Annotated in this window: 26 protein-coding genes; 11 read left to right on the top strand and 15 right to left on the bottom strand. The window is 52.9% G+C overall.

Annotated elements, in window-relative coordinates:
* Positions 1 to 41 precede the first annotated feature (41 nt).
* Positions 42 to 524 (bottom strand): tRNA (adenosine(37)-N6)-threonylcarbamoyltransferase complex ATPase subunit type 1 TsaE, encoded by a 483-nt coding sequence (gene tsaE / locus AB1N33_RS10300; RefSeq protein WP_411271466.1) that lies wholly within the window; start codon positions 522 to 524, stop codon positions 42 to 44.
* Between the two features lie 6 nt (positions 525 to 530).
* Positions 531 to 2,054: an NAD(P)H-hydrate dehydratase gene (locus AB1N33_RS10295; RefSeq protein WP_411271465.1), complete on the bottom strand. Its 1,524-nt coding sequence runs from the start codon at positions 2,052 to 2,054 to the stop codon at positions 531 to 533.
* 6 nt (positions 2,055 to 2,060) lie between these two features.
* On the opposite strand from AB1N33_RS10295, the gene queG reads away from it, so the two are divergent.
* On the top strand, positions 2,061 to 3,206 hold the full coding sequence (queG, locus tag AB1N33_RS10290) for a tRNA epoxyqueuosine(34) reductase QueG (RefSeq protein WP_411271464.1): 1,146 nt from the start codon (positions 2,061 to 2,063) through the stop codon (positions 3,204 to 3,206).
* On the opposite strand, the gene hemE is transcribed toward queG, so the two are convergent.
* Together hemE and nudC are read right to left on the bottom strand one after the other, a co-directional pair.
* Entirely contained in the window at positions 3,203 to 4,294 is a 1,092-nt protein-coding gene (gene hemE, locus AB1N33_RS10285) for a uroporphyrinogen decarboxylase (protein WP_411271463.1), read from the bottom strand. The genes queG and hemE overlap by 4 nt on opposite strands.
* A 328-nt stretch (positions 4,295 to 4,622) precedes the next feature.
* Positions 4,623 to 5,453: an NAD(+) diphosphatase gene (nudC, locus tag AB1N33_RS10280; RefSeq protein ID WP_411271462.1), complete on the bottom strand. Its 831-nt coding sequence runs from the start codon at positions 5,451 to 5,453 to the stop codon at positions 4,623 to 4,625.
* A gap of 178 nt (positions 5,454 to 5,631) precedes the next feature.
* Between nudC and rsd the strand changes: the two genes are divergently transcribed.
* The 6 genes from rsd (at position 5,632) to AB1N33_RS10250 (ending at position 9,350) form a co-directional block, all read left to right on the top strand.
* Complete coding sequence (gene rsd / locus AB1N33_RS10275; protein ID WP_411271461.1) at positions 5,632 to 6,129, top strand: sigma D regulator; 498 nt, start codon at positions 5,632 to 5,634, stop codon at positions 6,127 to 6,129.
* Between the two features lie 41 nt (positions 6,130 to 6,170).
* Positions 6,171 to 6,644 (top strand): transcriptional repressor, encoded by a 474-nt coding sequence (locus AB1N33_RS10270; protein ID WP_411271460.1) that lies wholly within the window; start codon positions 6,171 to 6,173, stop codon positions 6,642 to 6,644.
* Positions 6,634 to 7,098 carry a chemotaxis protein CheX gene (locus AB1N33_RS10265; RefSeq protein ID WP_411271459.1) on the top strand — a complete coding sequence of 155 codons (465 nt, stop codon included), beginning with the start codon at positions 6,634 to 6,636 and terminating at the stop codon, positions 7,096 to 7,098. Before AB1N33_RS10270 ends, AB1N33_RS10265 begins: the two co-directional genes overlap by 11 nt.
* Positions 7,088 to 7,525: a secondary thiamine-phosphate synthase enzyme YjbQ gene (locus AB1N33_RS10260; RefSeq protein ID WP_411271458.1), complete on the top strand. Its 438-nt coding sequence runs from the start codon at positions 7,088 to 7,090 to the stop codon at positions 7,523 to 7,525. The genes AB1N33_RS10265 and AB1N33_RS10260 overlap by 11 nt, the downstream gene beginning before the upstream one ends.
* Before the next feature lie 80 nt (positions 7,526 to 7,605).
* Positions 7,606 to 8,835 (top strand): OmpA family protein, encoded by a 1,230-nt coding sequence (locus AB1N33_RS10255; protein ID WP_411271457.1) that lies wholly within the window; start codon positions 7,606 to 7,608, stop codon positions 8,833 to 8,835.
* Between the two features lie 221 nt (positions 8,836 to 9,056).
* Complete coding sequence (locus tag AB1N33_RS10250) at positions 9,057 to 9,350, top strand: GIY-YIG nuclease family protein (RefSeq protein ID WP_411271456.1); 294 nt, start codon at positions 9,057 to 9,059, stop codon at positions 9,348 to 9,350.
* Positions 9,351 to 9,519: 169 nt separating this feature from the next.
* Here the strand turns inward: AB1N33_RS10250 and dnaB are convergent, their stop codons facing one another.
* On the bottom strand, positions 9,520 to 10,920 hold the full coding sequence (gene dnaB, locus AB1N33_RS10245) for a replicative DNA helicase (protein WP_411271534.1): 1,401 nt from the start codon (positions 10,918 to 10,920) through the stop codon (positions 9,520 to 9,522).
* 208 nt (positions 10,921 to 11,128) lie between these two features.
* Between dnaB and AB1N33_RS10240 the strand changes: the two genes are divergently transcribed.
* Positions 11,129 to 12,970: a diguanylate cyclase gene (locus AB1N33_RS10240; RefSeq protein WP_411271455.1), complete on the top strand. Its 1,842-nt coding sequence runs from the start codon at positions 11,129 to 11,131 to the stop codon at positions 12,968 to 12,970.
* Positions 12,971 to 13,046: 76 nt separating this feature from the next.
* On the opposite strand, the gene AB1N33_RS10235 is transcribed toward AB1N33_RS10240, so the two are convergent.
* From AB1N33_RS10235 to AB1N33_RS10225, 3 genes are read right to left on the bottom strand one after another with little or no spacing between them, the layout of a single operon-like run.
* Entirely contained in the window at positions 13,047 to 14,033 is a 987-nt protein-coding gene (locus AB1N33_RS10235; RefSeq protein ID WP_411271454.1) for a DUF4097 family beta strand repeat-containing protein, read from the bottom strand.
* A 13-nt stretch (positions 14,034 to 14,046) separates the two neighbouring features.
* Positions 14,047 to 14,553, bottom strand: a complete 507-nt coding sequence (locus AB1N33_RS10230; protein WP_411271453.1) for a hypothetical protein — start codon at positions 14,551 to 14,553, stop codon at positions 14,047 to 14,049.
* Positions 14,534 to 15,115 (bottom strand): RNA polymerase sigma factor, encoded by a 582-nt coding sequence (locus AB1N33_RS10225; protein ID WP_411271452.1) that lies wholly within the window; start codon positions 15,113 to 15,115, stop codon positions 14,534 to 14,536. The genes AB1N33_RS10230 and AB1N33_RS10225 overlap by 20 nt, the downstream gene beginning before the upstream one ends.
* 170 nt (positions 15,116 to 15,285) lie before the next feature.
* Between AB1N33_RS10225 and AB1N33_RS10220 the strand changes: the two genes are divergently transcribed.
* Positions 15,286 to 15,912, top strand: a complete 627-nt coding sequence (locus AB1N33_RS10220; protein ID WP_411271451.1) for an MOSC domain-containing protein — start codon at positions 15,286 to 15,288, stop codon at positions 15,910 to 15,912.
* Between the two features lie 40 nt (positions 15,913 to 15,952).
* Here the strand turns inward: AB1N33_RS10220 and rplI are convergent, their stop codons facing one another.
* From rplI to AB1N33_RS10185, 7 genes are all read right to left on the bottom strand, one after another.
* A complete protein-coding gene (gene rplI, locus AB1N33_RS10215) occupies positions 15,953 to 16,405 on the bottom strand; it encodes a 50S ribosomal protein L9 (RefSeq protein ID WP_411271450.1) in 453 nt (150 codons plus the stop codon).
* Between the two features lie 27 nt (positions 16,406 to 16,432).
* Positions 16,433 to 16,660, bottom strand: coding sequence for a 30S ribosomal protein S18 (gene rpsR / locus AB1N33_RS10210; RefSeq protein ID WP_189405279.1), 228 nt, complete (start codon positions 16,658 to 16,660; stop codon positions 16,433 to 16,435).
* 11 nt (positions 16,661 to 16,671) lie between these two features.
* Positions 16,672 to 17,061 (bottom strand): 30S ribosomal protein S6, encoded by a 390-nt coding sequence (gene rpsF / locus AB1N33_RS10205; RefSeq protein WP_411271449.1) that lies wholly within the window; start codon positions 17,059 to 17,061, stop codon positions 16,672 to 16,674.
* Between the two features lie 147 nt (positions 17,062 to 17,208).
* The gene (locus AB1N33_RS10200) at positions 17,209 to 17,424 is read right to left on the bottom strand and encodes a helix-turn-helix transcriptional regulator (protein ID WP_411271448.1); all 216 of its coding nucleotides are present in this window, start codon (positions 17,422 to 17,424) and stop codon (positions 17,209 to 17,211) included.
* Entirely contained in the window at positions 17,424 to 17,846 is a 423-nt protein-coding gene (locus tag AB1N33_RS10195) for a DUF2178 domain-containing protein (RefSeq protein ID WP_411271447.1), read from the bottom strand. The genes AB1N33_RS10200 and AB1N33_RS10195 overlap by 1 nt, the downstream gene beginning before the upstream one ends.
* Positions 17,847 to 17,941: 95 nt before the next feature.
* Positions 17,942 to 18,919: an RDD family protein gene (locus AB1N33_RS10190; RefSeq protein WP_411271446.1), complete on the bottom strand. Its 978-nt coding sequence runs from the start codon at positions 18,917 to 18,919 to the stop codon at positions 17,942 to 17,944.
* Positions 18,920 to 18,960: 41 nt separating this feature from the next.
* Positions 18,961 to 19,854, bottom strand: a complete 894-nt coding sequence (locus AB1N33_RS10185; RefSeq protein ID WP_411271445.1) for a DMT family transporter — start codon at positions 19,852 to 19,854, stop codon at positions 18,961 to 18,963.
* A gap of 161 nt (positions 19,855 to 20,015) precedes the next feature.
* On the opposite strand from AB1N33_RS10185, the gene AB1N33_RS10180 reads away from it, so the two are divergent.
* Complete coding sequence (locus AB1N33_RS10180) at positions 20,016 to 20,888, top strand: mechanosensitive ion channel family protein (protein WP_411271444.1); 873 nt, start codon at positions 20,016 to 20,018, stop codon at positions 20,886 to 20,888.
* Positions 20,889 to 20,996: 108 nt separating this feature from the next.
* A complete protein-coding gene (locus AB1N33_RS10175; RefSeq protein WP_411271443.1) occupies positions 20,997 to 21,320 on the top strand; it encodes a DUF3392 family protein in 324 nt (107 codons plus the stop codon).
* The last annotated feature ends 104 nt before the right edge of the window (positions 21,321 to 21,424 follow it).

The following is a 21,424-nucleotide window of genomic DNA, read 5'->3' as shown; positions in this document are numbered from 1 at the left end:
GTCATCGCTGATCTTGCCCGACAGATGACGGCTCAACAATTCTATATACGCCTGCAGTGCTGAAGCAGCTCAGCGCCATGATGACTGCCCGCGCTGATATCGAATTGTCGACCACTGTCGGCTACACCTATACTAATCACTAAATCTGCGGATGCCAAGCAATCAGCCCCTTTTTCAGCCCACTCAATAAGGCTGACGCTGTCTGCCGTAAAATAATCGCGGATCCCCATAAATTCCAGTTCTTCCGGGTCGGCAAGCCGGTACAGGTCAAAGTGGAACACCGACAACCCGTCCAGTTCATAAGGCTCAACCAGCGTATAGGTCGGACTCTTTACACTGCCCTCATGTCCGAGCGCCTGAATAAAATACCGGCTGAACGTGGTCTTACCGGCACCAAGATCACCTGACAGATAGATCACCGTACTTGCCGGAAGACACTCGCGTACGGCATTCGCAAGATCCTGCGCCAGTTGCTGAGTTTCTTCTACACTGGCGGCAAAAAAGCCTGAATGTGGGTATGACATGCGTGACTACTTATTGGTTCCTCGCGGCGACTGATTAATCAGTGCGCGTACTGCTTCGTATAAATCGCTCGCAATCATACCACGTTGTCCATACAGATCGGCAATGTCATCGCCGGCTTTTGCATGCACCGACACACCATACAGGGCGGCGTGGCACGGGCTGAGTCCCTGCGCTATCAGCGCGCCCAGGATACCGCTAAGCACGTCGCCGCTGCCGGCTGTCGCCATACCGGGGTTGCCGTGCCGGCACACCCAGGTCGCTTTTTCGTTATCAATCAGTGTACCTGCGCCTTTGAGTACACAAATGGCATGGTATCGCTGCGCACACTGGCGGGCATAATTGAACCGCTCGCCTTCGACGTCATCGACAGATACGCCGAGCAAACGTGCCGCCTCACCGGCATGCGGTGTCAGAATGGCGTCTTTAATGGTATAGGCGGTTGACTGCTTACACAGCAGGTTCAGTGCATCAGCGTCAATCACCACCGGTTTGTTATGCGACTGACAGTGTTTCAGAGTGGTTTCGAATGCCGCCTGCGCCCAGCTGTCCTGGCCCAGTCCGGGACCAATCACAACACAGGTTGCCCAGTCGAGGGCTTTTTCCAGGTCATGGTCGGTCACCATCAGTTCGGGGCGTCCGGCACTTACCTGAATGGTCGAGCTTTCATGCGCATACACCTTCACCATCCCGGCGCCGCTGCGCAGCGCCGCTTCCGAGCTCAGGCGGATCGCGCCAGCCGTACCACGGTTACCGCCAACACACAGCAACCGTCCGTAGGTACCTTTATGGCTGTGGACATCGCGAGGGCCAAGACCATGCCGGAATAATGGCAGGTCAAGCAGTGTGGCGCTGGCACGCGCCAGTGACTGAAATGCCTTGCCAACGCCCAAATCCTCAAATACCAGCCGGCCGCAGCTTTGTTTGCCTGCGCCGGTTGTCAGGCCAGGCTTAATACCGACAAAGGTGACCGTGACATCGGCTTCAATACAGCGCCCCAGTGACTGTCCGGTATTGGCATCGAGCCCGGAGGGCACGTCCACACTGACCACCGGAATATCAGCGTCGTTAATGGCGTCAATGATATCGGCGAACTCGGCGCGGATAACGCTGTTGATACCGGTACCCAGCAGCGCGTCTATCACCAGACCGGCCTGAGTCAGCATACTGGCGTCAAACGCCTGGATGTCGCCGCCGGCATCACGCCATGCGCGCTGGGCATCGCCCGCGTCGCCCTCCAGCACCCGCTCCGGCTCTACTGCACACAGGGTAACCTGCTTCCCGGCCTGCTTCGCATGCAGCGCCGCCACATAACCATCACCGGCATTGTTGCCCTGTCCCACCACAACCAGAAAATGGTCGGTGTTCGGCAGCAACTGCTGGCAGTGACGAAATACCGCTTTACCGGCACGCTGCATCAGGGCGGTTAAATCGCAACCACTTAATTCGGCCGCTCTGGCCTCGTGTTCACGGACCTGATCGGCGCGATAAAGTTTGTATGGTAAGCTTGCGGCGAGTTGATCATTTAACATGAGTACATGTCCAGTTTACGTTCTGTTGATCTTGGCGAATTAGCCAACAATATCAAGGCTTGGGGCAAGGCGCTAGGCTTTCAGCAGGTTGGTATCAGTGATATTGATCTGCATCAGCATGAGGCACATCTGCAGCGCTGGCTCGACAACCAGTACCATGGTGACATGCAGTATATGGAAACTCACGGTATGAAACGCGCCCGCCCCGATGAACTGGTGCCCGGCACGCTGCGTGTCATTAGTGTCCGCATGGATTATCTGCCGCCCGATGCCTCCTTCGCCCGCCATTTAAGTGACCGTAACATCGCCTATATCAGCCGTTATGCGCTGGGACGTGACTATCACAAAGTGCTGCGAAAGCGCCTGAAACAACTGGGTGAAAAGATTACCGCAGCACTTGAGACAACAGCCTACCGTCCGTTTGTTGATTCCGCTCCGGTACTGGAACATGCGCTGGCAGAAAAAGCGGGACTGGGCTGGACCGGCAAGCATTCACTGACACTCAGCAAAGAAGCCGGGTCGTGGTTTTTTCTTGGCGAGTTGTTTATCAATCTGCCCCTGCCGGTAGATACACCGGTAGAGGAAGGCTGTGGCAGCTGTACGGCCTGTATGACGATGTGCCCTACCGGCGCCATTGTTGCGCCCTATACGGTGGACGCGCGCAAGTGTATCTCTTACCTGACCATTGAATACGACGGCAGCATTCCACAGCAGTACCGAAAGGCCATGGGCAACCGCATTTACGGCTGTGATGACTGTCAGCTGATCTGTCCATGGAACCGCTATGCCAGCGTTACCGACGAAGCCGATTTTCATCCGCGCGAAGCACTGCACGGACAGTCCCTGACATCACTGTTTGCCTGGGACGAGCAGACCTTTCTCAGGCATACAGAAGGGTCGCCAATTCGCCGTATTGGTTTTGAAAAGTGGCAGCGCAATATTGCCGTGGCGCTTGGCAATGCCCCATATTCAGAGGAAACCGTCAGCGCACTGGCGCAGCAGCGTGGCAAGGTCAGCGCACTGGTTGATGAACATATCGACTGGGCACTGGCACAACATGCGGGCCAGGCCACTGAAACCGAGACACCGGCGCAAAGAAAAACGGCACGCCTGACGCGTGCCGTACAAAAAGGGTTACCCCGCGACGCTTAGCGGTGGTACGGACGACTCAGTTCGTGCACCGCGTCTACAAACACCCCGGCGTTTTCAGGTGGTACATCCAGGTGGATCCCATGGCCCAGGTTAAACACGTGGCCGCTGCCCTCGCCGTAACCTTTCAGAATGGTGGCCACTTCTTCACGAATGCGCTCTGGTGAGGCATACAGCATGCTGGGGTCCATATTACCCTGCAGCGCTACTTTGTCGCCCACGCGCGCCCGCGCCTCATCAATATTGATGGTCCAGTCCAGCCCAACAGCGTCACAGCCAGTGGCCGCGATGGCTTCCAGCCACATCCCGCCGTTCTTGGTAAACAGCGTGACTGGCACACGACGCCCGTCGTTTTCGCGGGTCAGACCAGCGACAATTTTTTCCATATACTGCAACGAAAACAGCTTGTAATCACGCGGCGACAACACGCCACCCCAGGTATCGAACACCATCACCGACTGTGCACCGGCGGCAATCTGCGCGTTCAGATAATCGATTACCGCATCAGCCAGTTTGTCCAGCAACAGGTGCAGGGTTTGTGGCTCAGCAAACGCCATTTTCTTAATTTTAGTGAACGCCTTGCTGGTGCCACCTTCAACCATATACGTTGCCAGTGTCCACGGGCTGCCAGAAAACCCAATCAGCGGCACCTCACCTTTCAGTTCGCGACGAATGGTACGTACTGCGTTCATTACGTACTGCAGCTCCCCTTCCGGATCCGGATTGCCGATTTTCTCAACATCGGCCTTGCACGTGATCGGATTTTTAAAGCGTGGACCTTCGCCTGCCTCAAAGTAAAGACCCAGCCCCATTGCATCCGGAATGGTAAGGATGTCAGAAAACAGAATAGCGGCGTCAAGCGCGTAGCGGCGCAGCGGCTGCAGCGTGACTTCACAGGCCAGTTCGGCATTTTTACACAGGCTCATAAAGTCACCGGCCTGTGCGCGGGTGGCCTTGTATTCCGGCAGATAGCGACCAGCCTGCCGCATCATCCAGACTGGTGTTACGTCGACCGGCTCTTTGGCCAGGGCCCGCAGGTAACGATCATTCTTTAATTCTGGTCTGTTTGATCCGGTGGTGGCGTGTGACATGGTGGTCCTCTACTGCTAGCGGCAGCGCCAGTAATGCTGCGCGATAACTATTTAAATCAATGGGTTATATAAATTCGCGTTATCCGATCTGAGATGGCATACAGACCAGACGGCCAACGAGGCGGCAGTATATCAGGTAACACGTGTGTTGCAGAATCTTTCGGGTCAATCAGGTTGATTGTAAAAATTACTTTAACAAAGTGTGTAAATTTTACTTGCACAGGTAGTAAGTGTTTGCTACAACATAGAACAGCAAGAATAAAGAAGCCCGTTGACGGGACCGACGCAAAAACTTGCTTAAGCCCTGCCCTCGGCAGGGTTTTTTATTTTACGCCTGTTTTAAGCGTGCGATAGTGGCTTCAATCAGCTGCCCGGCAATCGAAAGACGCGGCGGCACTTTTGGCAATGCATCAATGTCAAACCACTGGGCATCGTCTATTTCGCCCTCTTCTGGTTTAATCTCTCCCGCTTTATAGCGAGCGATAAAGCCCACCATCAGTGAATGCGGAAAGGGCCAGGGCTGGCTGTCGAAGTACTCTATGTCTGACAGGGTGACGCCGACTTCTTCGAAGACTTCACGGTGCACCGCGGCTTCCAGACTTTCACCGCTTTCAACAAACCCGGCCAGCGTAGAATAAATATTCAGGTCACGATGGCGTGTCCCTTTCGCCAGCAGGATGCGCTCTCCATCATGAATCGCAACAATCACGCAGGGTGAGACTCTGGGGTAACTGCGGTGTCCGCACTGATGACAATGCACGGCCATTTCCCATTTCACTTTTTCTGTTCTGGCCCCGCACTGTCCGCAAAACTGGTGCGTACGCAAAAAGTGGACGTACTGCCAGGCCCGCCCTACCACGTCAAAACCGGCGTCTGGCTGCTGCATCAGAATATGACGCAGCGACGCGAGGTCCCACTCCCCTTCGTCCGGTGTCTCTGAACCCATATCAACCACATAATAAGGCGTGGGGTAAGGCTGCCCCTCAAAATCAAGCAACTCGTACACGTCTGCGCGATAGGCATGCACTAGTGGCAGCGATGCAAAGGCGGTGTGCGGCAGCGCACTGGCGTCTGGCGCCATGACCAGCCGATCTTTTACAAACACCAGCCAGTGACCATGCGTATCGGCTAACTGCTGATCGGACACTAATCTCATCATTACCTTACATCCTGACGCTTGCTAAGAGGTTGCCGTTACCATACCACAAAACCGCGCGGCAACCTTCTGCAACACAGTGAGCGCGGGATTGTTCGTGCCATTTGTACTGACTCTGCCCGGTGTTATACTGAAAAAACAATGTATAACGCTGTGAATGCGGCGAGTGAGGCCTGACAGTATGTTAAAGCAACTTGAAAGCGTGAAGAGTAAATGGGGCGGAAAAAGCGAAACCGTCGATAACTGGCTGAAAGCGCGCCAGCAGTTGCTTATTCAATATTGCGAACTGGCCGGCGTAACCGGCGTGGCGGGACCCGATAGCGAAATGTCGCACGGCACAAAAAGCACCGCATTACCGGATATTGCTGACATTGAGGCTTTTTGTGAGTCGCTGATGGACTATCTGTCAGCCGGACACTTTGAAGTTTACGATATGCTGGCGGAGACCAGCAGCAAAGCCAAAGCGCTGAAAGAGCAGCTTTATCCACAGCTGGCGAAAACAACCGACGAAGCGCTGGGGTTTAACGACCGCTACACTCAGTTGGTTGATGCGCAGCAGGCGGCCGCATTTGACGCTGATCTGGAAAAGCTGGGCGAAACGCTGGAAGACCGCTTTGAACTTGAAGACCGGCTTGTACGTCATTTATATGAAGTGACGTTGTCTGACGCCAGTGCATAATAGGCCTGACGCTGCACCTGATAATGAAGTGATGATAGTTGATGAATAATGCAACACTGATAAACAAGGCCCGGGCCTACTGCGAACAGCGCAATGCCCGGTTTACGCCGCTGCGGGAGAAGGTATACCAGATCCTGCTGAGCAAACACGGACCGATGGGCGCCTATGAATTGCTCGACAGCCTGAAGGAAACCGAGTCGGGAGCGAAACCAGCGACCGTATACCGGGCCCTCGATTTTCTATTGGATTTCGGCTTTATTCATCGGCTTGAATCAACTAACGCGTTTGTGGCGTGCTATCATTTTGGATGCAAGCATCCCGTACAGTTTCTGATTTGCGACAGTTGCGGTGACGTCGCAGAGATACAGTCGGAAGGACTGAAAGAAACGCTGGATAACCAGGCGAATCAGCACGGATTTAAGGTATCCAAACAAACCATTGAAGCACATGGCCTGTGTGCGGAATGCCAGCAAACTGAGGATATGGCGGTCAAGGAGCACACACATGAATGCTGATTTCGTAAACCCGTTTATTAATGGCCTGCTCAACGTGATGGAAACCATGGCGCAGACCAAACTGACACCGGGTAAGCCGAAGCGCAAGCAAAGCGACATCGCCAAGGGCGATGTGTCGGGCCTGATTGGTATGGTAGGCCCCAATGTGCGCGGCTCAATGTCGATTACGTTTGATGAAAACCTGGCCATAACCATTATGGAGCGCATGGTAGGCGAGCGTCCTGCCAAGCTGGACGCCGAAGTGGCAGACATGGTCGGCGAAGTGACCAACATGATTTGCGGCAGTGCCAAACGAGAACTGGCCGAGAAAGGCTATGAGTTCGGCATGGCAACGCCCATTGTTGTCTCCGGAAAGCAACACACCATCAGCCATCAGGTTGACGGCCCTAAGATTATTTTACCGTTTATGTGCGACGACGGCGGTGCACACCTGGAAATCTGCTTTGACAAATAGTTTATGGATAAGCCGGCAGCTCACGCTGCCTGCGTTTCCCCGGGGCTTTCATCTTATCACCCGTGATATAGAGGCTGCGCTACCAGAAATTTGCACGATAAGCGCGGGGCTGCTACACCTGTGGATAAAACATACCAGTGCCAGCCTGACAGTAAACGAAAATGCCGATCCCACCGTACGACAGGACCTGGAAGCCTACTTCAGTCATCATGTGCCCGAGGACAGCCCGTATTTTAAGCATACTTATGAGGGCCCCGATGATATGCCGGCGCATATCAAGTCCAGTCTGCTCGGCTGTCAGGTGTGTATTCCGATCGCGGATGGTCAGTTGCAGTTGGGTACCTGGCAGGGCATTATGCTTGGCGAGCACAGGGATCACGGGGGACAGCGCAAACTGGTTGCCACCATCCAGGGTTGCACAGGGTAACAGTATCACCATGGCATAGCTTTTGCTGTCTGCTGGCTATGGATACAACACAACACACTAACAACAAACAGGATGTATTTATGAACACGCGATTTAAGTTAGCAGCACTCGCTGCAGCAATGATATCAGTACCTGCCGTTGCGCAGGAATCAGAAGCACCTCCTTATGAGCAGTGGATTGGCGTATTTGGAACTAAATACTGGGCAGACAGCGACCGCGACGTAGGCGTGCCGAATGAAATTGACAAGGGCCTGGGCCTGGGTATTGAGTACGGTTACCGCTTTACTCAAAGCTGGGCCGCTCGTGCACAGTTCAGCGGTATCGACATGAAGCACAAGACCCCGGGCGGCGATGAGTATTATGACCACGCGAAAGAGCTGGGTGCCGATGTGATGTACTTCTTCTCTGAAGATGTGATGTACATGTTTGGCGGATTCCGTCATCAGAACATGGACGACAACTATACGTTCGCTGATGTAGGTGTAGGTAAACACTGGAGCTTCGGTGAGTCTGCACGCCTGATTACCGAACTGGCAGCTAACTATCACTTCGACGACAACTTTGTGGATTATGCGTTTAAGCTGGGTATTGCGGTACCGTTTGGCGCCAGCGGAAGCAAGTCTGCCGCCACACCTGCTCCGGCTACGATGGCCCCGAAAGACAGCGACCGCGACGGGGTTGAAGATGGCATGGACAAATGTCCAATGACGCCGATGGGTGTGCGCGTTGACGCCACCGGCTGTGCGGTTGACAGCGATGGTGATGGCGTACTGAATGCGGCTGACAAATGTCCGGGCACACCAGCAGGCACCACCGTGGATGCAATGGGCTGTGCACTGAAAGACAGCGACATGGACGGCGTTGAAGACAGCAAAGACATGTGCGCGGACACACCGAAAGGTGACAAAGTTGACGCGCAGGGCTGTACTATGTTCGACGAAGAAGAAGTCTCCATTACCCTTCGGGTGCTGTTTGACAACAACAGCTCAGTGGTGAAACAGCCTAATGATCCTGAAATTCAGGCGTTTGCTGACTTCATGACACGTTACACCAACACGCAGGCAACCATTGAAGGTCACACGTCTGCACCAGGTAACGCAGACTACAACATGACCCTGTCTGAAGCCCGTGCTGACGCATTTAAAGACGTGCTGGTTCAGCGCTACGGTATTGACCCGTCACGTCTTGAGACCGTTGGCTACGGTGAAACCCAACTGCTGGATACCAGCAACACTGCGGAAGCACATCGTGTGAACCGTCGTATTTCAGTCAGTGTGACTGAGACCGTGAAGGTTCCTGAACAGCGTTAATGCCTGTTTTGTCCGATAGCAGAAAGGCCGCTCAGTGAGCGGCCTTTTTTGTTGGGATGAGTGGCTGCTTTGTAGGTAGTTCTGCCACTACTGGTGGCGGGAAAAGCTACCGTCATTGCGGCGCAGGCCGCAACCTCCGAAAAGCTCCTACCTGCCCTAAAACTGCACTTTATACAATAAGCTCGATGACCTAACCTAAACGCTCATCACTCAAATGGAGTTTGGGTTTGAAAGCGCCAACAGTCTATATCGTCACAAATAGTCGCAACACAACGTTATACATTGGGGTTACGAGTGATCTTATTAAACGGACATACCAGCACAAAAATAAACTAACAAAAGGGTTTAGTGCCAGATATAACTTAACAAAACTCGTTTATTTTGAGCAGTTTTCGGATATGGAATCGGCTATTTTGAGAGAGAAACGGCTCAAACAATGGCACCGGCCATGGAAGAATCGTTTGATATCAGAGTTTAACCCAACTTGGTTCGACTTGTACCCTTCTTTGATTTGAGCCTATTAGTCATAGACTTTGAGAGGTTGCGGCCTGCGCCGCAATGACGACTTTCTTAGATGAAGCGAAAGTATAATCCCTGCCTATCGCAGACCACCACTCATGGATGGGTTACGGCGTATTTCAAATGGAGGGTGTCATACCCGGCGTAACGCGGTACGCGACGTGCTTAATACTCGTCGCTGACCGCCGGGCCGGCGTAATTATCAAAGCGAGAGAACTGGCCCTGGAAGGTCAGGCGGCAGGTGCCGATGGGTCCGTTACGCTGCTTACCAATGATAATTTCGGCGATGCCTTTGTCTTCACTGTTCTCGTGATACACCTCATCACGGTAGATGAACATGATAAGGTCGGCGTCCTGCTCGATAGAGCCGGATTCACGCAGGTCGGAGTTCACCGGGCGTTTATCGGCACGTTGTTCCAGGCTTCGGTTTAGCTGCGACAGGGCAACTACCGGCACTTCAAGTTCTTTGGCCAGGGCTTTCAGCGAGCGCGAGATTTCGGCAATTTCCAGGGTACGGTTATCGCTCAGACTGGGCACACGCATCAGCTGTAGGTAATCCACCATGATCAGGCTGATACCACCGCGTTCGCGCGCCAGCTTTCTCGCGCGAGAGCGCACATCCATGGGCGTCAGGCCAGATGAATCATCAATAAACAGGTTATCTTTGTCTTTGAGCATGGCCATGGTGTTGGAGATCCGCGCCCAGTCTTCGTCGTCCAGCTGTGCAGTACGGATTTTAGTCTGATCCACTCGGCTCAGCGACGCCAGCATACGCATCATGATTTGCTCTGACGGCATCTCCAGACTGAACACCAGCACCGGTTTTTCTTCCAGCAGCATGGCATTCTCTACCAGGTTCATGGCAAAGGTGGTTTTACCCATCGACGGACGGGCGGCAACAATGATGAGATCGGACGGCTGCAAACCACTGGTTTTCTTATCAAGGTCGGTAAATCCGGTAGAAACCCCGGTTACTTCCTTGTTGGTTTTAAGCAGAATTTCCAGACGATCGATGGTCTTGCCCAGCACCGATTCCACATCGCGGGGGCCTTCATTTTCCCCGGTTCTGCGCTCAGCAATTTCAAAAACTTTACTCTCGGCAATATCCAGAATGTCGGCGCTGTCGCGACCTTCCGGATTGTAGCCAATTTCAGCGATGTCGTGCGCCACACCAATCAGTTCGCGGGTAATGGCACGTTCACTGATAATTTTGGCGTATGACACCACGTTCGCCGAACTTGGCGTGTTGCGGGCCAGCTCACCCAGATAGGCAAAGCCGCCGGCGTCTTCCAGTTCGTCATGGCGTTCCAGCTCTTCCGAAACCGTGATGAGGTCAACCGGTGTAGAGGCAGACAGCAGGCGAACAATGGCACGGTAGATGATTTGGTGGGAGCGATTATAAAAGTCCTGCTCGGAAACAATTTCTGCCACCTTGTCCCAGGTATCCGGGTCAATCAGCATACTGCCCAGCACAGACTGTTCTGCCTCGATGCTGTGAGGCGGAACCTTCAGCTTCTCAACATTTTTATCGCCTTGTGAAGAAACGACTTTCACTGTAATCACCATCTTGCTACCAGAACCCTGCATTATGCGCTATTTATCCGGTCTTGAACAACCAGCGTTTCCGCCGATCAGGTTCAGGTGTCAGAAAATGTAGAGAATTTAGCAGCAACTGACCTTTTCTGAAAAAACGCTGACGCGTATATTGGATAAGTTTTGTGTCATTAATCGTTACGTTGTACGGTGGCAGATCTGCCCCGATGAAGTGGTTCTGATGAAAGTTGTATTATTAGCTGTGTTCGCCATGATGCTTATGCCCGATGCGCTGGCAAACACACCCGAACATTATGAGCAGGAAAGGACACGTCTGCTGAATGCCGACAGTGATGTCCGCAAACGCGTGCTGTTATCTGACAAACCGTTTGATACACAGACACCGCTGGGCAAGCATTTCTATAACACCCTGATCAGCACGATCCCTGGGGCGTTTTCGCGTTTTACCCTGACAACGGCGGATCAGGCGACGCTGAAGCATGATTACCCTAAATATTTTCTGGAGTATACGCTGTATCGTCTGCGCACTTCAGACCGGCCACTGGCCAGCCTCGAAGGTGACATGATAGCGCTGGCGGATCAGGCTAAAACGGCGGGCTGGGACAAGCTTTATCGTCTGGCCATGGCAGAGGTGGTTGACATTCAGCTGGCCCGAAATCATCCGTTTAAAGCGCTGCTGACGCTGTCAGGCCTGTTGCAGGCCGTGTCGCCTGAATCTGCTACCTACCTGAGTAATGACGACTACTCTCAGGCTGCCATCTATGCCGACCTTGCGACCGCGCAGCGACAAAGTGGTAATGCTGAGAAAGCCATCTTTTACTGTTCGAAGTACGAGCGCGCGTTAACACTCGCCGGTCAGCAGCAGACCAACGCGCTGTGTCGCGCCGGGGTTTACCTTAGTCAGGGTGACGTGAACCAGAGCCTGCGACTTGCCAGCGAGGTGTTTCGTGTGGCGGCTGAAACTAATGACATGGATACCCTGGTTGAGGCCGGCACGCTGCTAAGCCGGGCCTACCTGGCGTCTGACGAGCCAGCCATGGCAGAAACGATTGCCAAAGATACCGTCAGTACAGCTCAACAGCAGCGTGACTTACTGTCGCTGTCATTGTTTCCGGTGTATGAGGTGCTCAAGGACATTTATATGGCCCGTGGCGAAGCCAACTGGGCCGGCCATTATCTGGCCAAGATGGAAAGTGCCGACCCGCTGACGCCGCCGTATTATCGTCAGAACCGGCTTGAGAAGGCGCGCGCCGCCATCGCCAGTCTGAACGGTGACGTAGCGCAGGCTGCCTCCATGTACGAAGGGCTGCTTGAGGCACACGATGCGCTGCCGGAGCCTGCCCTGACCGTGACGTCACCGGCGATCATCGATAAGGAGCTGCAGGAGCGGGAGCTGACCATTCTGTCGAAGCAACAGGAAATGCAGACCGTTAAAACCCGGAATCTGACCGTAGTCACGCTGTTTTCGACCACGGTAGCGCTCATTTGTATTATTGCAGTGGTACGTCTGTACCGTCACAAACAGCGCATGGAAAGCTTTACGCGTGTTGACCAGCTTACCAGTGTGGACAACCGTTGGTTTGCCATTCAGTCTATCAACCGGCGTATTGCCCACATGGACAGACTCGGCGATATGGTCTGTGTTGCCCTGATAGACATTGACCGCTTTAAACTGATTAACGAACGCTACGGATATCAGACCGGCGACAAGGTTCTGGCCAGAATTGCCAAGGTGCTGAAGTACCAGTTGCGCCGCGAAGACGTTATTGGCCGCTACGGTGGTGAAGAATTTATTGTGCTGCTGTCGGGCAGTCAGCTGGAAGACGGACTGGCTAAAATTAATGAGTTACGTGAAGTGCTTGCCGCGCAGCAGTTTGCCGAGCTGGAGGACTATAACGACGTGCTGCGCTTCTCATGTGGTATTGTTGAAGTCAGTCGCAGCGCAAAGCCGGAAGATGTTATCAGCCTGTGTGATTCGCTGCTCGGCAAGGCCAAGCAAAAAGGGCGTAACCAAACCTGTTCTGCCCGCTTTCACCGTCCGCTTGAAGTCGTCAGCGCATAATCAAAGACCACTATGACTTGAAACGAAAAAGCCGGTTCAGAGGTTATCTGAACCGGCTTTTTGTATTAACGGTTGTCTAGTTGTTCAGCGTGATCCGACCGCTTACGGTAGACACATTCACACGGGCCTCGCCACCGTTGTGAACAAACTCCAGCCAGCGGCGCGGGCCATATTTGGCTTTCACCATTTCGTCATCCGTGATGTTGTTAATGATACGGCCGCCGGCGTGCGCTTCCGTATCGAAGCGGGCTGACACATCCTGCTGGAAGTTAAGGGTGATGCTGCCTCCTACCGAGGACGCTCTGACATCGCCACGGGCATCGAGCGTCATGCTGGCATTAATACGACCATTAACCGTATCAATATCCAGTTCACGAACATCGCCTAACTGCAGATTAAGGTTACCGTTGACCGTTTCAACCGATACCCTGGGACTGTTCGAGCGAATGTCGATGTCGCCATTCACCGAGCCAAACCGTCCGCCCTGCTCACTGATATGCTTTCCTTCAATTGCGCCATTTACGGTTTGCAGCACCACGTCGCCGGCCACGTCGTCAAGCATGATGTCACCATTGACCGAATCAACACTGACTTTGCCCTTAACGTCACTTAAGCTGACGTCGCCGTTGACCACATCGGCTTTCAGGCTGTGTGTCAGGTCTTCCACCTGCAGACGTGCATTGATGGAGGTATAGCTGACCAGCGCCTTGTACGGCACGTAAATGGTCAGGTTGTCGCCGTCGCTGTTTTTGTAACTGCGCCAGTCACTGTTGTAGCGCTTGGTATCAATATGAATGGTTACCGCACGATCTGATTTTTCAAACGTAAAGCGGTCGGTCTGTTCACCAAGCTCCCCGGTGACTTTCACTTCCTCTTTTTCCCAGCCAAGGATCCTGGCCTTGCCGTTCATATGTTCAATGTCTACATACGGGCTGTCGCTGGTTTCCAGTGTCTGATCGACGCGCTCACCGGCTATAGCCACCTGGCTTACCAGGGTCAGGCCTGTCAGCAGCGCCAGTGACCACTGCACGTATTTTCCTGCTGTCTTATTTACCGTTTTCATTACTCTTACCTCGTTAAATTTGCTGCCATTTGGGCGCGTGCACTCGCTCAATAAGCGCAATCTGTTGTTGATACACGTTCTGTAGCATGCGCAGCAGTGCGGTATTATCCGGATCCTGCTCAAGCGCGGCCTTTATTGCGTCAGCGGCGTCATCCAGTTCATCCAGCTGTTGCTGCCAGTTTTCAGCCACCGCCGGTGTGTTGGTGTACTCCACCAGCAGTGCCTGTTTTTGCTGTTCATGTTGCTGACTCAGGGCCATGACCAGTGCTTCACCGGTCAGCTGCCCACCACGCTGTTGCGCTGACTGCTGCCAGCCAAACCAGCTGATTGTTGCCACCAGCGCCACACTCGCGGCCACTGCGAGCCAGGGTCTGGATGACTGCCTGGCTGTACCGGCGTGCGCCTGCTCGTGCTCTATCGCCAGTTCAATGCCCCGCCACAAGTCGCGCTCAGGCTGCTTTTCTTCTGGCAGCGCATTCAGCTTGTCATTCAGCTCATCGTCAAATTTCTTCGCTGTCATTGCCCATCCACTCTTTCAGTAAATTTCTTGCCCGGTGAAACTGTGCTTTGCTCGAGCCCACCGCCATATTCATCATGCTGGCAATATCCTCATGCCGGTAGCCCTCAATGGCATGCAGCACAAACACCATTCTTGCCCGCTCTGGCAGCCTGACCACCAGCGCCTCTAAATCGATACTGTGCATGTCCGATTCAGCGCTGCGATGTTCAGCGTCAGAATGTTCAATATTGAACATCCGTTGAAACCAGCCACGCTGCTTGCGCATATAACTCACAGTCACATTTGCCGTCACGCTGTGCAGCCAGGTGGAAAAACGACTCTGACCGGTGAAGTTGTCAAGCTTTCGCCACAGCTGTATAAACACTTCCTGGGTTGCATCTTCTGCCAGCGCCTTGTCACCGGTCAGCCGGTAGGTGAGCGCATAAACCCGGCCCACATGCGCCTTATAGAGCTGATGATAGGCGGTTTTATCCCCCGCTTTGACAGCCTCTATCAGTGCATTTTCGCGAGCGCGGGTAAATGCCTCTTCTGCATCCACCACCGTGCTGTGCGATTGTTCCATATCCGCTGGTTTCCAGTATCGTTGGCGGGTGGCGTTGCCAGACCTGCCAGTGTGTTTGTTTGATAGGTTAGTCGTAGCGTACGTGGTTAAGGTTTAAAGCGCCAAAAAACTTTTTTACCTTGTCGCCTCTCCTTGGCATCATATCGCTACCACCCTGTCGGAGATGCACCATGAACATCCATGCTCTTTATGCTGGCAAGCCCGTTCCCTTCGGGCCGCGAAAGTCCCCCAGCAGTATTGTTAAATCACCGGTAGCCGCGCTTACTGTGCATGAAGCGGGTACCGATGAAGATGAGCAGGGGAATAAAAAACTGCACGGCGGAAAAGAAAAGGTGCTGCATCAGTACAGTTTCCCCGGTTATGCATTAATGAAAGCAAACTTTCCTGACGGTGCATTTGAGCCAGGCTCCATCGGTGAGAACCTGCTGGTTGAGGGCATGGATGACACCAATGTGTATATCGGTGATATCTATCAGATGGGAGAAATACAGGTAGAGGTTGGCGCGCCGCGCGCGCCATGCAACAGAATTTCCCAACGCTATGGCATTAAAAACCTCGACCGTTTTTTAGGTGAGCATGGGCGGACCGGCTGGTACTACCGGGTGATACAAACCGGCGTGCTGCGCGACGGTGACACTGTCGCACTGATAAGCCGGCCGGAGCACAGCCTGACCGTCGGCGCGTTAATGCGGGGCGTGTTTTTAAAGCAGCCTGATGTTGCCCGTCAGGGTATCAATATAGGTGCGCTTGACCCGGAATGGGTTGATAAATGCGAGCGCATTATCCGACAGGCATAAAAAAAGCGCCCTACGGCGCTTTTTTCACATTATCAGCAACTTATGCTTCAGCGATGATGATCACTTTCACTGACGTTTCAACGTCAGAGTGCAGTTGCAGATCGATATCGTATTCACCGGTTTCACGCAGTGTACCAGTAGGCAGACGAACTTCTGCTTTGGCCACTTCAACACCCGCAGCAGTAATTGCTTCAGCGATGTCACGTGTACCTACAGAACCGAACAGCTTACCTTCGTCACCAGCTGGTGCAGCGATAGTCACTTCACCCAGCTCAGCGATTTTGTCAGCGCGTGCCTGAGCAGCAGCCAGGGCTTCAGCGATTTTCGCTTCCAGCTCTGCACGGCGTGCTTCAAACTTTTCGATGTTTGACTTAGTTGCAGGTACTGCCTTGCCCTGTGGGAAAAGGAAGTTACGTGCAAAACCAGATTTTACTGAAACCTGGTCGCCCAGGCCGCCAAGATTGGCGATTTTATCTAACAGGATGATATCCATCGATGTTACCCCTTATTTCTCGCCAAATTACTTGTGTGAATCAGTGTACGGAAGCAGAGCCAGGAAGCGCGCACGCTTGATGGCAGAAGACAGCTGACGCTGATACTTCGCACTGGTACCGGTAATACGGCTAGGGACGATTTTACCGCTCTCTGTTACATAGTTTTTCAGGGTAGCGATATCTTTGTAATCGATTTCAGTCACACCTTCTGCAGTGAAACGGCAGAACTTACGACGTCTGAAAAAACGAGCCATGTTAGTTCTCCTTATGCGTTATCTTCAGTGGTTTCAGTTTTCTTTTCTGCACGTGGTGCAGAATCGTCACGACGCTCACGACGCTCTTCTTTCATCATTGGAGAAGGCTCAGTTACCGCGTTTTTCGTGCGCATTACCAGATTACGCAGGATGACATCGTTGAAGCGGAATGCATTTTCCAGCTCTTCAACCGCTTCAGCCGTGGCTTCGGCGTTGATCAGAACATAGTGTGCTTTGTGCAGCTTCTCGATTGGGTAGGCCAGTTGACGACGACCCCAGTCTTCCAGGCGATGAATTTGACCACCGTCTTGCTTCAGGATAGTGGTATAACGCTCGATCATACCAGGGACTTGTTCACTCTGATCAGGGTGAACCATAAAAACGATTTCGTAATGACGCATTATTGCTCCTTACGGTTGTAGCCTCGACAGTACAGCCAGACTGTATAGAGACAAGGAACTAAAGTTAGGTTGGCTGTAAGGGCGCGCATTATACGCACAGGCGGGCAATTGCACAAGCACTAATCAATCGCGTGCGCCGTGGTAGCCTTATTCGTCCCAGTAAAACACCTCGTCCACGCGCACACTGAACAGCCGGGCAATACGAAACGCGGTTTCGAGGCTGGGGGAATAACGCCGCTGCTCGATGGCTGCCACAGTCTGACGGGTGACCCCCACCGCGTCCCCCAGCTCAGACTGGGTCATATTGCCGTGCTGTTCACGTAACTCGCGCACCCGGTTCGCAATGGGGAGTGGCTTCGGCATTAGTATACAGCCCGGCGGTACAGGTAAACCCGCGCCGCATAATTCATCAGCGCACCGGCATACAGGCTGAGTAATACGCTGTAAAACAGCATATCGCCGCTGGAAAACACCAGGTAGACTGCCAGCGATATGGCCACGCCGGCGTTCATAACCAGGCTTGCGGCATGCGCGGCTTTTTCTGCAATCTGTTGCTCACGCTCATCAAAGGCACGGTTGGCCTCTTTCGGCTTCATGATGGCAATAACTGCATGAGCAACCGCTATTACCACCACCTGCACGACCACCACGGCAATCAGTGACAGCAGTGATGGCGATGCCATGACCTCAACCGTTGACGCCTGCGAGACAGAAAAGAAATACCAGAGTGCAGTTGCCAGCAGCGTCAGCATCATGACCCATGCGGATTTTTCGTAAAAAGACATACCTACCCCAACCATGTTAAAAATGTTTAACATGAAGAATAGGCGGCGCGCCATCAAATGTCAAAAATTTTTAACATGACAAGTGTAACAACCGGTTAATCACGGGATTGTATGTTATTGCGGATCTGACTTAGCTGTGTGGGTGAGAAACTAAACTGGTGTGACACCCACGACGACGCAATGCCAATATCGTAGCCATGTATCAGCTGCACCAGAATGACATCACGCTCGACGGCGGCATCGACACTGTCAAACACCATCAACGCAATGCGCTCAGCAAGCGTTTGATTTTGTACATCCTGCTTATTGTAGGGATAAGCCTCAACCCGGATATAGTGGGTAGTATTGGTACCGTTGCTGACTGAACTGACCGTCGTTGAGCCATCAGTAACGCCACTGTAGCGAATGGCTGTGAACTGATTAACACGCTGCTGCGTCGCCGACAGCTGGTCAAGCGAACCGATTGCAGAGGACGGTACCATATTCATTATCAGGGCCGGTGCAAACAGTGAGGCAACCAGCAGTGCGCCGACAACAGCAAAGTGCGGCTTCCATACAGCTTGCAGTGTTACCGGCTGAGTCCCGACGTTCACTACGTAAGTACCGCTAACAATATCGTGCAGTGACTGGCGCGTGCGGCGGTTAAATGCGGCCAGATAGAAAATCGAAAGTAACCCGCCAAAGACGATCACTGACAGCACATTACCCATCGCATCAGGCAGGTTCGGCACCTGAAGTCCGTTCAGAAAATAGGGCACGGCAATCACACTGGCGCGGCCAACGGCACGGGACACAGGTATTGTGGCATTGTGTTTGTCCACCACCTGAATTTTCAGTACTTTTTTACCGAAGGTCTGTCCGTTTCCCGTGTGGCTGTTTGCCAGTCCAAAGTAAGCCAGGAAGATGACAAAACCAATCAGTTTAGCCCAGTTGCCCATATCGGCGAACACGTCGCCAAGCGCGAAGCCAAGCACAAGCCCAGCGCCCGCCAGTACCAGCAGATCGAGAATAAACGCTCCGACCCTGCGCCAAAAACCAGCAAGCCACAGCTCCTTCTGTTGTTGTTCTTCCATGATGTACTCCTGATTGTATTGTCTGTTTATTGCTTGTCGGGTTAAACCACCGGTGATCCCATTGACACCAGCACGGCGACACCGCCAAGTGCGGCAAGTGACCAGAATAGGGTTTTCCAGCCGGCTTTTTCGCCCATGATCCAGGCCACGCCAAGCGACATGATGGCACTGGTAGCAATTAAGGTTTGTACTACGGCCGCCTTAGCATTGGCAAAGGCCAGCATTTGCAGATAAATCGCCGCCGTTGTGCCAAGCAGGGTAGCCAGCGTGAAGGTAAGCCACAGCGATTTATTGTTTATCGGTACGGTCGCGCGCGGCAAAACGCGGGTACCGGTTACCAGCATGATTAGCGCCACCAGAGCAAGCCCGCCAATTAAACGCCACATCGCAGCATTGGCGGCATCCACCTGGCCGGCCGACAAAATATCGCGACTGATCACCGCACCAACAGCCTGACAAACCGCTGCACCCACACCATACAAATAGCCCGTTGAGGCAGCAATATGACTGGCACTGCGTTTACGAATTTTTACCACCATGTCGACAGAGAAAAGAATGATCGCGACACCTATCCATTGCTGCCAGGTGATCCACTCAGCAATCCAAATCATGGCAAGCAGTGCCGTGAAAATAGGTGCGAGCGTTTCCGTTACCAGTACTGCCTGACTGTCACCAATTGTATTCAGCGCTTTAAAGAACAGCGTATCGCCAATACCTATACCAATCACGCCACTGAGTAACAGCCATAACAGGGTTTCGGTTTCAACCGACAATACCGGTAAAAACAGCTGCGTCACAACGACGAGCAGCGCGATAGACATAACGCCTTTCCAGAAATTCATCGCCAGCGGCGTAAAAACCTGTCCGGTACCACGAAACAAGCGGGCCGCTATGGCCCAGCATAACGCCGTTCCCAGCGCAGCCAGAATACCCATAAATAACGCATTTCCTTCTGAAAAAAGCGATTGATGATGAAGCGAACAGCGCGCTAGTGTAGCCAGCAAGCGCCTTTTCAGGCAAGCGGATTAAGGGTTGATGCCGACGCCGTTTTCATCAATCATGACAACATGTCACCAACCCTCCAAGGAACATCATCGTGTCAGAATGGATAGCCAGTGTTAATGAGGTGCTCTCGCAAACGCTGTTTCGCCTGTTTGAGCATAACTTCACGCTGGGCCAGATCCTGCTCGTTCCGGCAGCATTGCTGGCAGGCTGGTGGCTCATTATTAAACTGGCTCACCTTGCCACAAAGCGGCTGCGCAGCTCTGGTGCCAGTGCCGACACAGTGCACCTGTTTAAACGCATTTTCTATATTATTGCGTTTGCCATTCTGGCTTTCACACTGCTTGACCTGCTGAATGTGCCGCTGACCGCGTTTGCGTTTCTGTCGGGTGCCATCGCCATTGGTGTGGGCTTTGGCGCACAGAATATTATCAATAACTTTATTTCGGGCTGGATCCTGATGTGGGAACGGCCTATTCGCATTGGCGACTTTTTGGAAGTGGAATCGTACCGCGGCACAGTTGAAACTATTAATACCCGCTCTACCCGCATTCGGCGCGTAGATGGTGTCAGCATGCTTATTCCAAACAGCAAACTGCTGGAAAACACTGTGATTAACTGGACGCTGATCGACAGAACAATTCGTACCTCGGTAAAAGTGGGGGTGGCGTATGGCTCACCCTGCAAAAACGTCGCCGAATTGATCACCCGCGCGGCGAAAAGCCAGGACGATATTCTGGACACCCCTGAGCCTCTGGTGATTTTTGACGACTTTGGCGACAATGCGCTGATTTTTGAGGTGTACTTCTGGGTGAATGCCTCAGCCGAGCGCGACCTGCGGGTCATTCGCAGCAATGTGCGCTTCGCGATTGACGATATGTTCCGTGAGGCCGGCATTGTGATTGCCTTCCCGCAGCGTGATGTGCACGTGGACGGCGCGCTAAAATTAATACAACAGACTGATTAATAAGCATTTTCAAAGCTATCTTATTGGCTCGTGATATTGCGCAGCTTTGACCTGCCTGGCTTTGCGGTTATGATGCAGCCACACCGTTTGATGTAGGACGTTTTCATCATGACCTCAGTGATTGCCGAACTTTCCCGTATTTTATCGCCGTATTACAGCGAAATGAGCCTGATGCTGATGGCCACCCTGCTGGTGGTATACGGCGATGTGATCAACAAATACATTAAAAACGTGCTGGCCCCCTGCCATTTTATTCTCCGCGTTTCCTTGTTTGTGCTGCTGTGCGCGTTTGGCTACGGAATGATGACCCTGTACGGTGCACCGTTTATTCGCCACATCATCGCGTTTCTTCCCTGGCAGTATCAGGGTCTGGGCTTTATCAGTGCGTTTTTGCTGCTAGGGCTGCTGGCTGAGCAGCGACGGTATATTTGACGGGAATGTGGTTCAGTTAAGAAAAATGTCACCGTCGCAAATCCATGCCCCTTTGTTATCCAGGTTACTTACCAATCAGTATCCACTGAACTGTAAAGGCCACT

This window comes from Alteromonas nitratireducens (genome assembly GCF_040812025.1).
Lineage (GTDB): Bacteria > Pseudomonadota > Gammaproteobacteria > Enterobacterales > Alteromonadaceae > Alteromonas > Alteromonas nitratireducens.
Note: the sequence above shows the minus strand (reverse complement) of the source record. Positions and strands in the feature narration are given on the sequence as shown.

What these genes read in the sequence shown, in the direction of transcription:
- tsaE (WP_411271466.1), bottom strand. Translation starts at nt 524, where the DNA reads ATGTCATACCCACATTCAGGCTTTTTTGCCGCCAGTGTAGAAGAAACT.
- AB1N33_RS10295 (WP_411271465.1), bottom strand. Translation starts at nt 2,054, where the DNA reads ATGTTAAATGATCAACTCGCCGCAAGCTTACCATACAAACTTTATCGC.
- queG (WP_411271464.1), top strand. Translation starts at nt 2,061, where the DNA reads ATGTCCAGTTTACGTTCTGTTGATCTTGGCGAATTAGCCAACAATATC.
- hemE (WP_411271463.1), bottom strand. Translation starts at nt 4,294, where the DNA reads ATGTCACACGCCACCACCGGATCAAACAGACCAGAATTAAAGAATGAT.
- nudC (WP_411271462.1), bottom strand. Translation starts at nt 5,453, where the DNA reads ATGATGAGATTAGTGTCCGATCAGCAGTTAGCCGATACGCATGGTCAC.
- rsd (WP_411271461.1), top strand. Translation starts at nt 5,632, where the DNA reads ATGTTAAAGCAACTTGAAAGCGTGAAGAGTAAATGGGGCGGAAAAAGC.
- AB1N33_RS10270 (WP_411271460.1), top strand. Translation starts at nt 6,171, where the DNA reads ATGAATAATGCAACACTGATAAACAAGGCCCGGGCCTACTGCGAACAG.
- AB1N33_RS10265 (WP_411271459.1), top strand. Translation starts at nt 6,634, where the DNA reads ATGAATGCTGATTTCGTAAACCCGTTTATTAATGGCCTGCTCAACGTG.
- AB1N33_RS10255 (WP_411271457.1), top strand. Translation starts at nt 7,606, where the DNA reads ATGAACACGCGATTTAAGTTAGCAGCACTCGCTGCAGCAATGATATCA.
- dnaB (WP_411271534.1), bottom strand. Translation starts at nt 10,920, where the DNA reads ATGGTGATTACAGTGAAAGTCGTTTCTTCACAAGGCGATAAAAATGTT.
- AB1N33_RS10240 (WP_411271455.1), top strand. Translation starts at nt 11,129, where the DNA reads ATGAAAGTTGTATTATTAGCTGTGTTCGCCATGATGCTTATGCCCGAT.
- AB1N33_RS10235 (WP_411271454.1), bottom strand. Translation starts at nt 14,033, where the DNA reads ATGAAAACGGTAAATAAGACAGCAGGAAAATACGTGCAGTGGTCACTG.
- AB1N33_RS10230 (WP_411271453.1), bottom strand. Translation starts at nt 14,553, where the DNA reads ATGACAGCGAAGAAATTTGACGATGAGCTGAATGACAAGCTGAATGCG.
- AB1N33_RS10225 (WP_411271452.1), bottom strand. Translation starts at nt 15,115, where the DNA reads ATGGAACAATCGCACAGCACGGTGGTGGATGCAGAAGAGGCATTTACC.
- AB1N33_RS10220 (WP_411271451.1), top strand. Translation starts at nt 15,286, where the DNA reads ATGAACATCCATGCTCTTTATGCTGGCAAGCCCGTTCCCTTCGGGCCG.
- rplI (WP_411271450.1), bottom strand. Translation starts at nt 16,405, where the DNA reads ATGGATATCATCCTGTTAGATAAAATCGCCAATCTTGGCGGCCTGGGC.
- rpsR (WP_189405279.1), bottom strand. Translation starts at nt 16,660, where the DNA reads ATGGCTCGTTTTTTCAGACGTCGTAAGTTCTGCCGTTTCACTGCAGAA.
- rpsF (WP_411271449.1), bottom strand. Translation starts at nt 17,061, where the DNA reads ATGCGTCATTACGAAATCGTTTTTATGGTTCACCCTGATCAGAGTGAA.
- AB1N33_RS10200 (WP_411271448.1), bottom strand. Translation starts at nt 17,424, where the DNA reads ATGCCGAAGCCACTCCCCATTGCGAACCGGGTGCGCGAGTTACGTGAA.
- AB1N33_RS10195 (WP_411271447.1), bottom strand. Translation starts at nt 17,846, where the DNA reads ATGTCTTTTTACGAAAAATCCGCATGGGTCATGATGCTGACGCTGCTG.
- AB1N33_RS10190 (WP_411271446.1), bottom strand. Translation starts at nt 18,919, where the DNA reads ATGGAAGAACAACAACAGAAGGAGCTGTGGCTTGCTGGTTTTTGGCGC.
- AB1N33_RS10185 (WP_411271445.1), bottom strand. Translation starts at nt 19,854, where the DNA reads ATGGGTATTCTGGCTGCGCTGGGAACGGCGTTATGCTGGGCCATAGCG.
- AB1N33_RS10175 (WP_411271443.1), top strand. Translation starts at nt 20,997, where the DNA reads ATGACCTCAGTGATTGCCGAACTTTCCCGTATTTTATCGCCGTATTAC.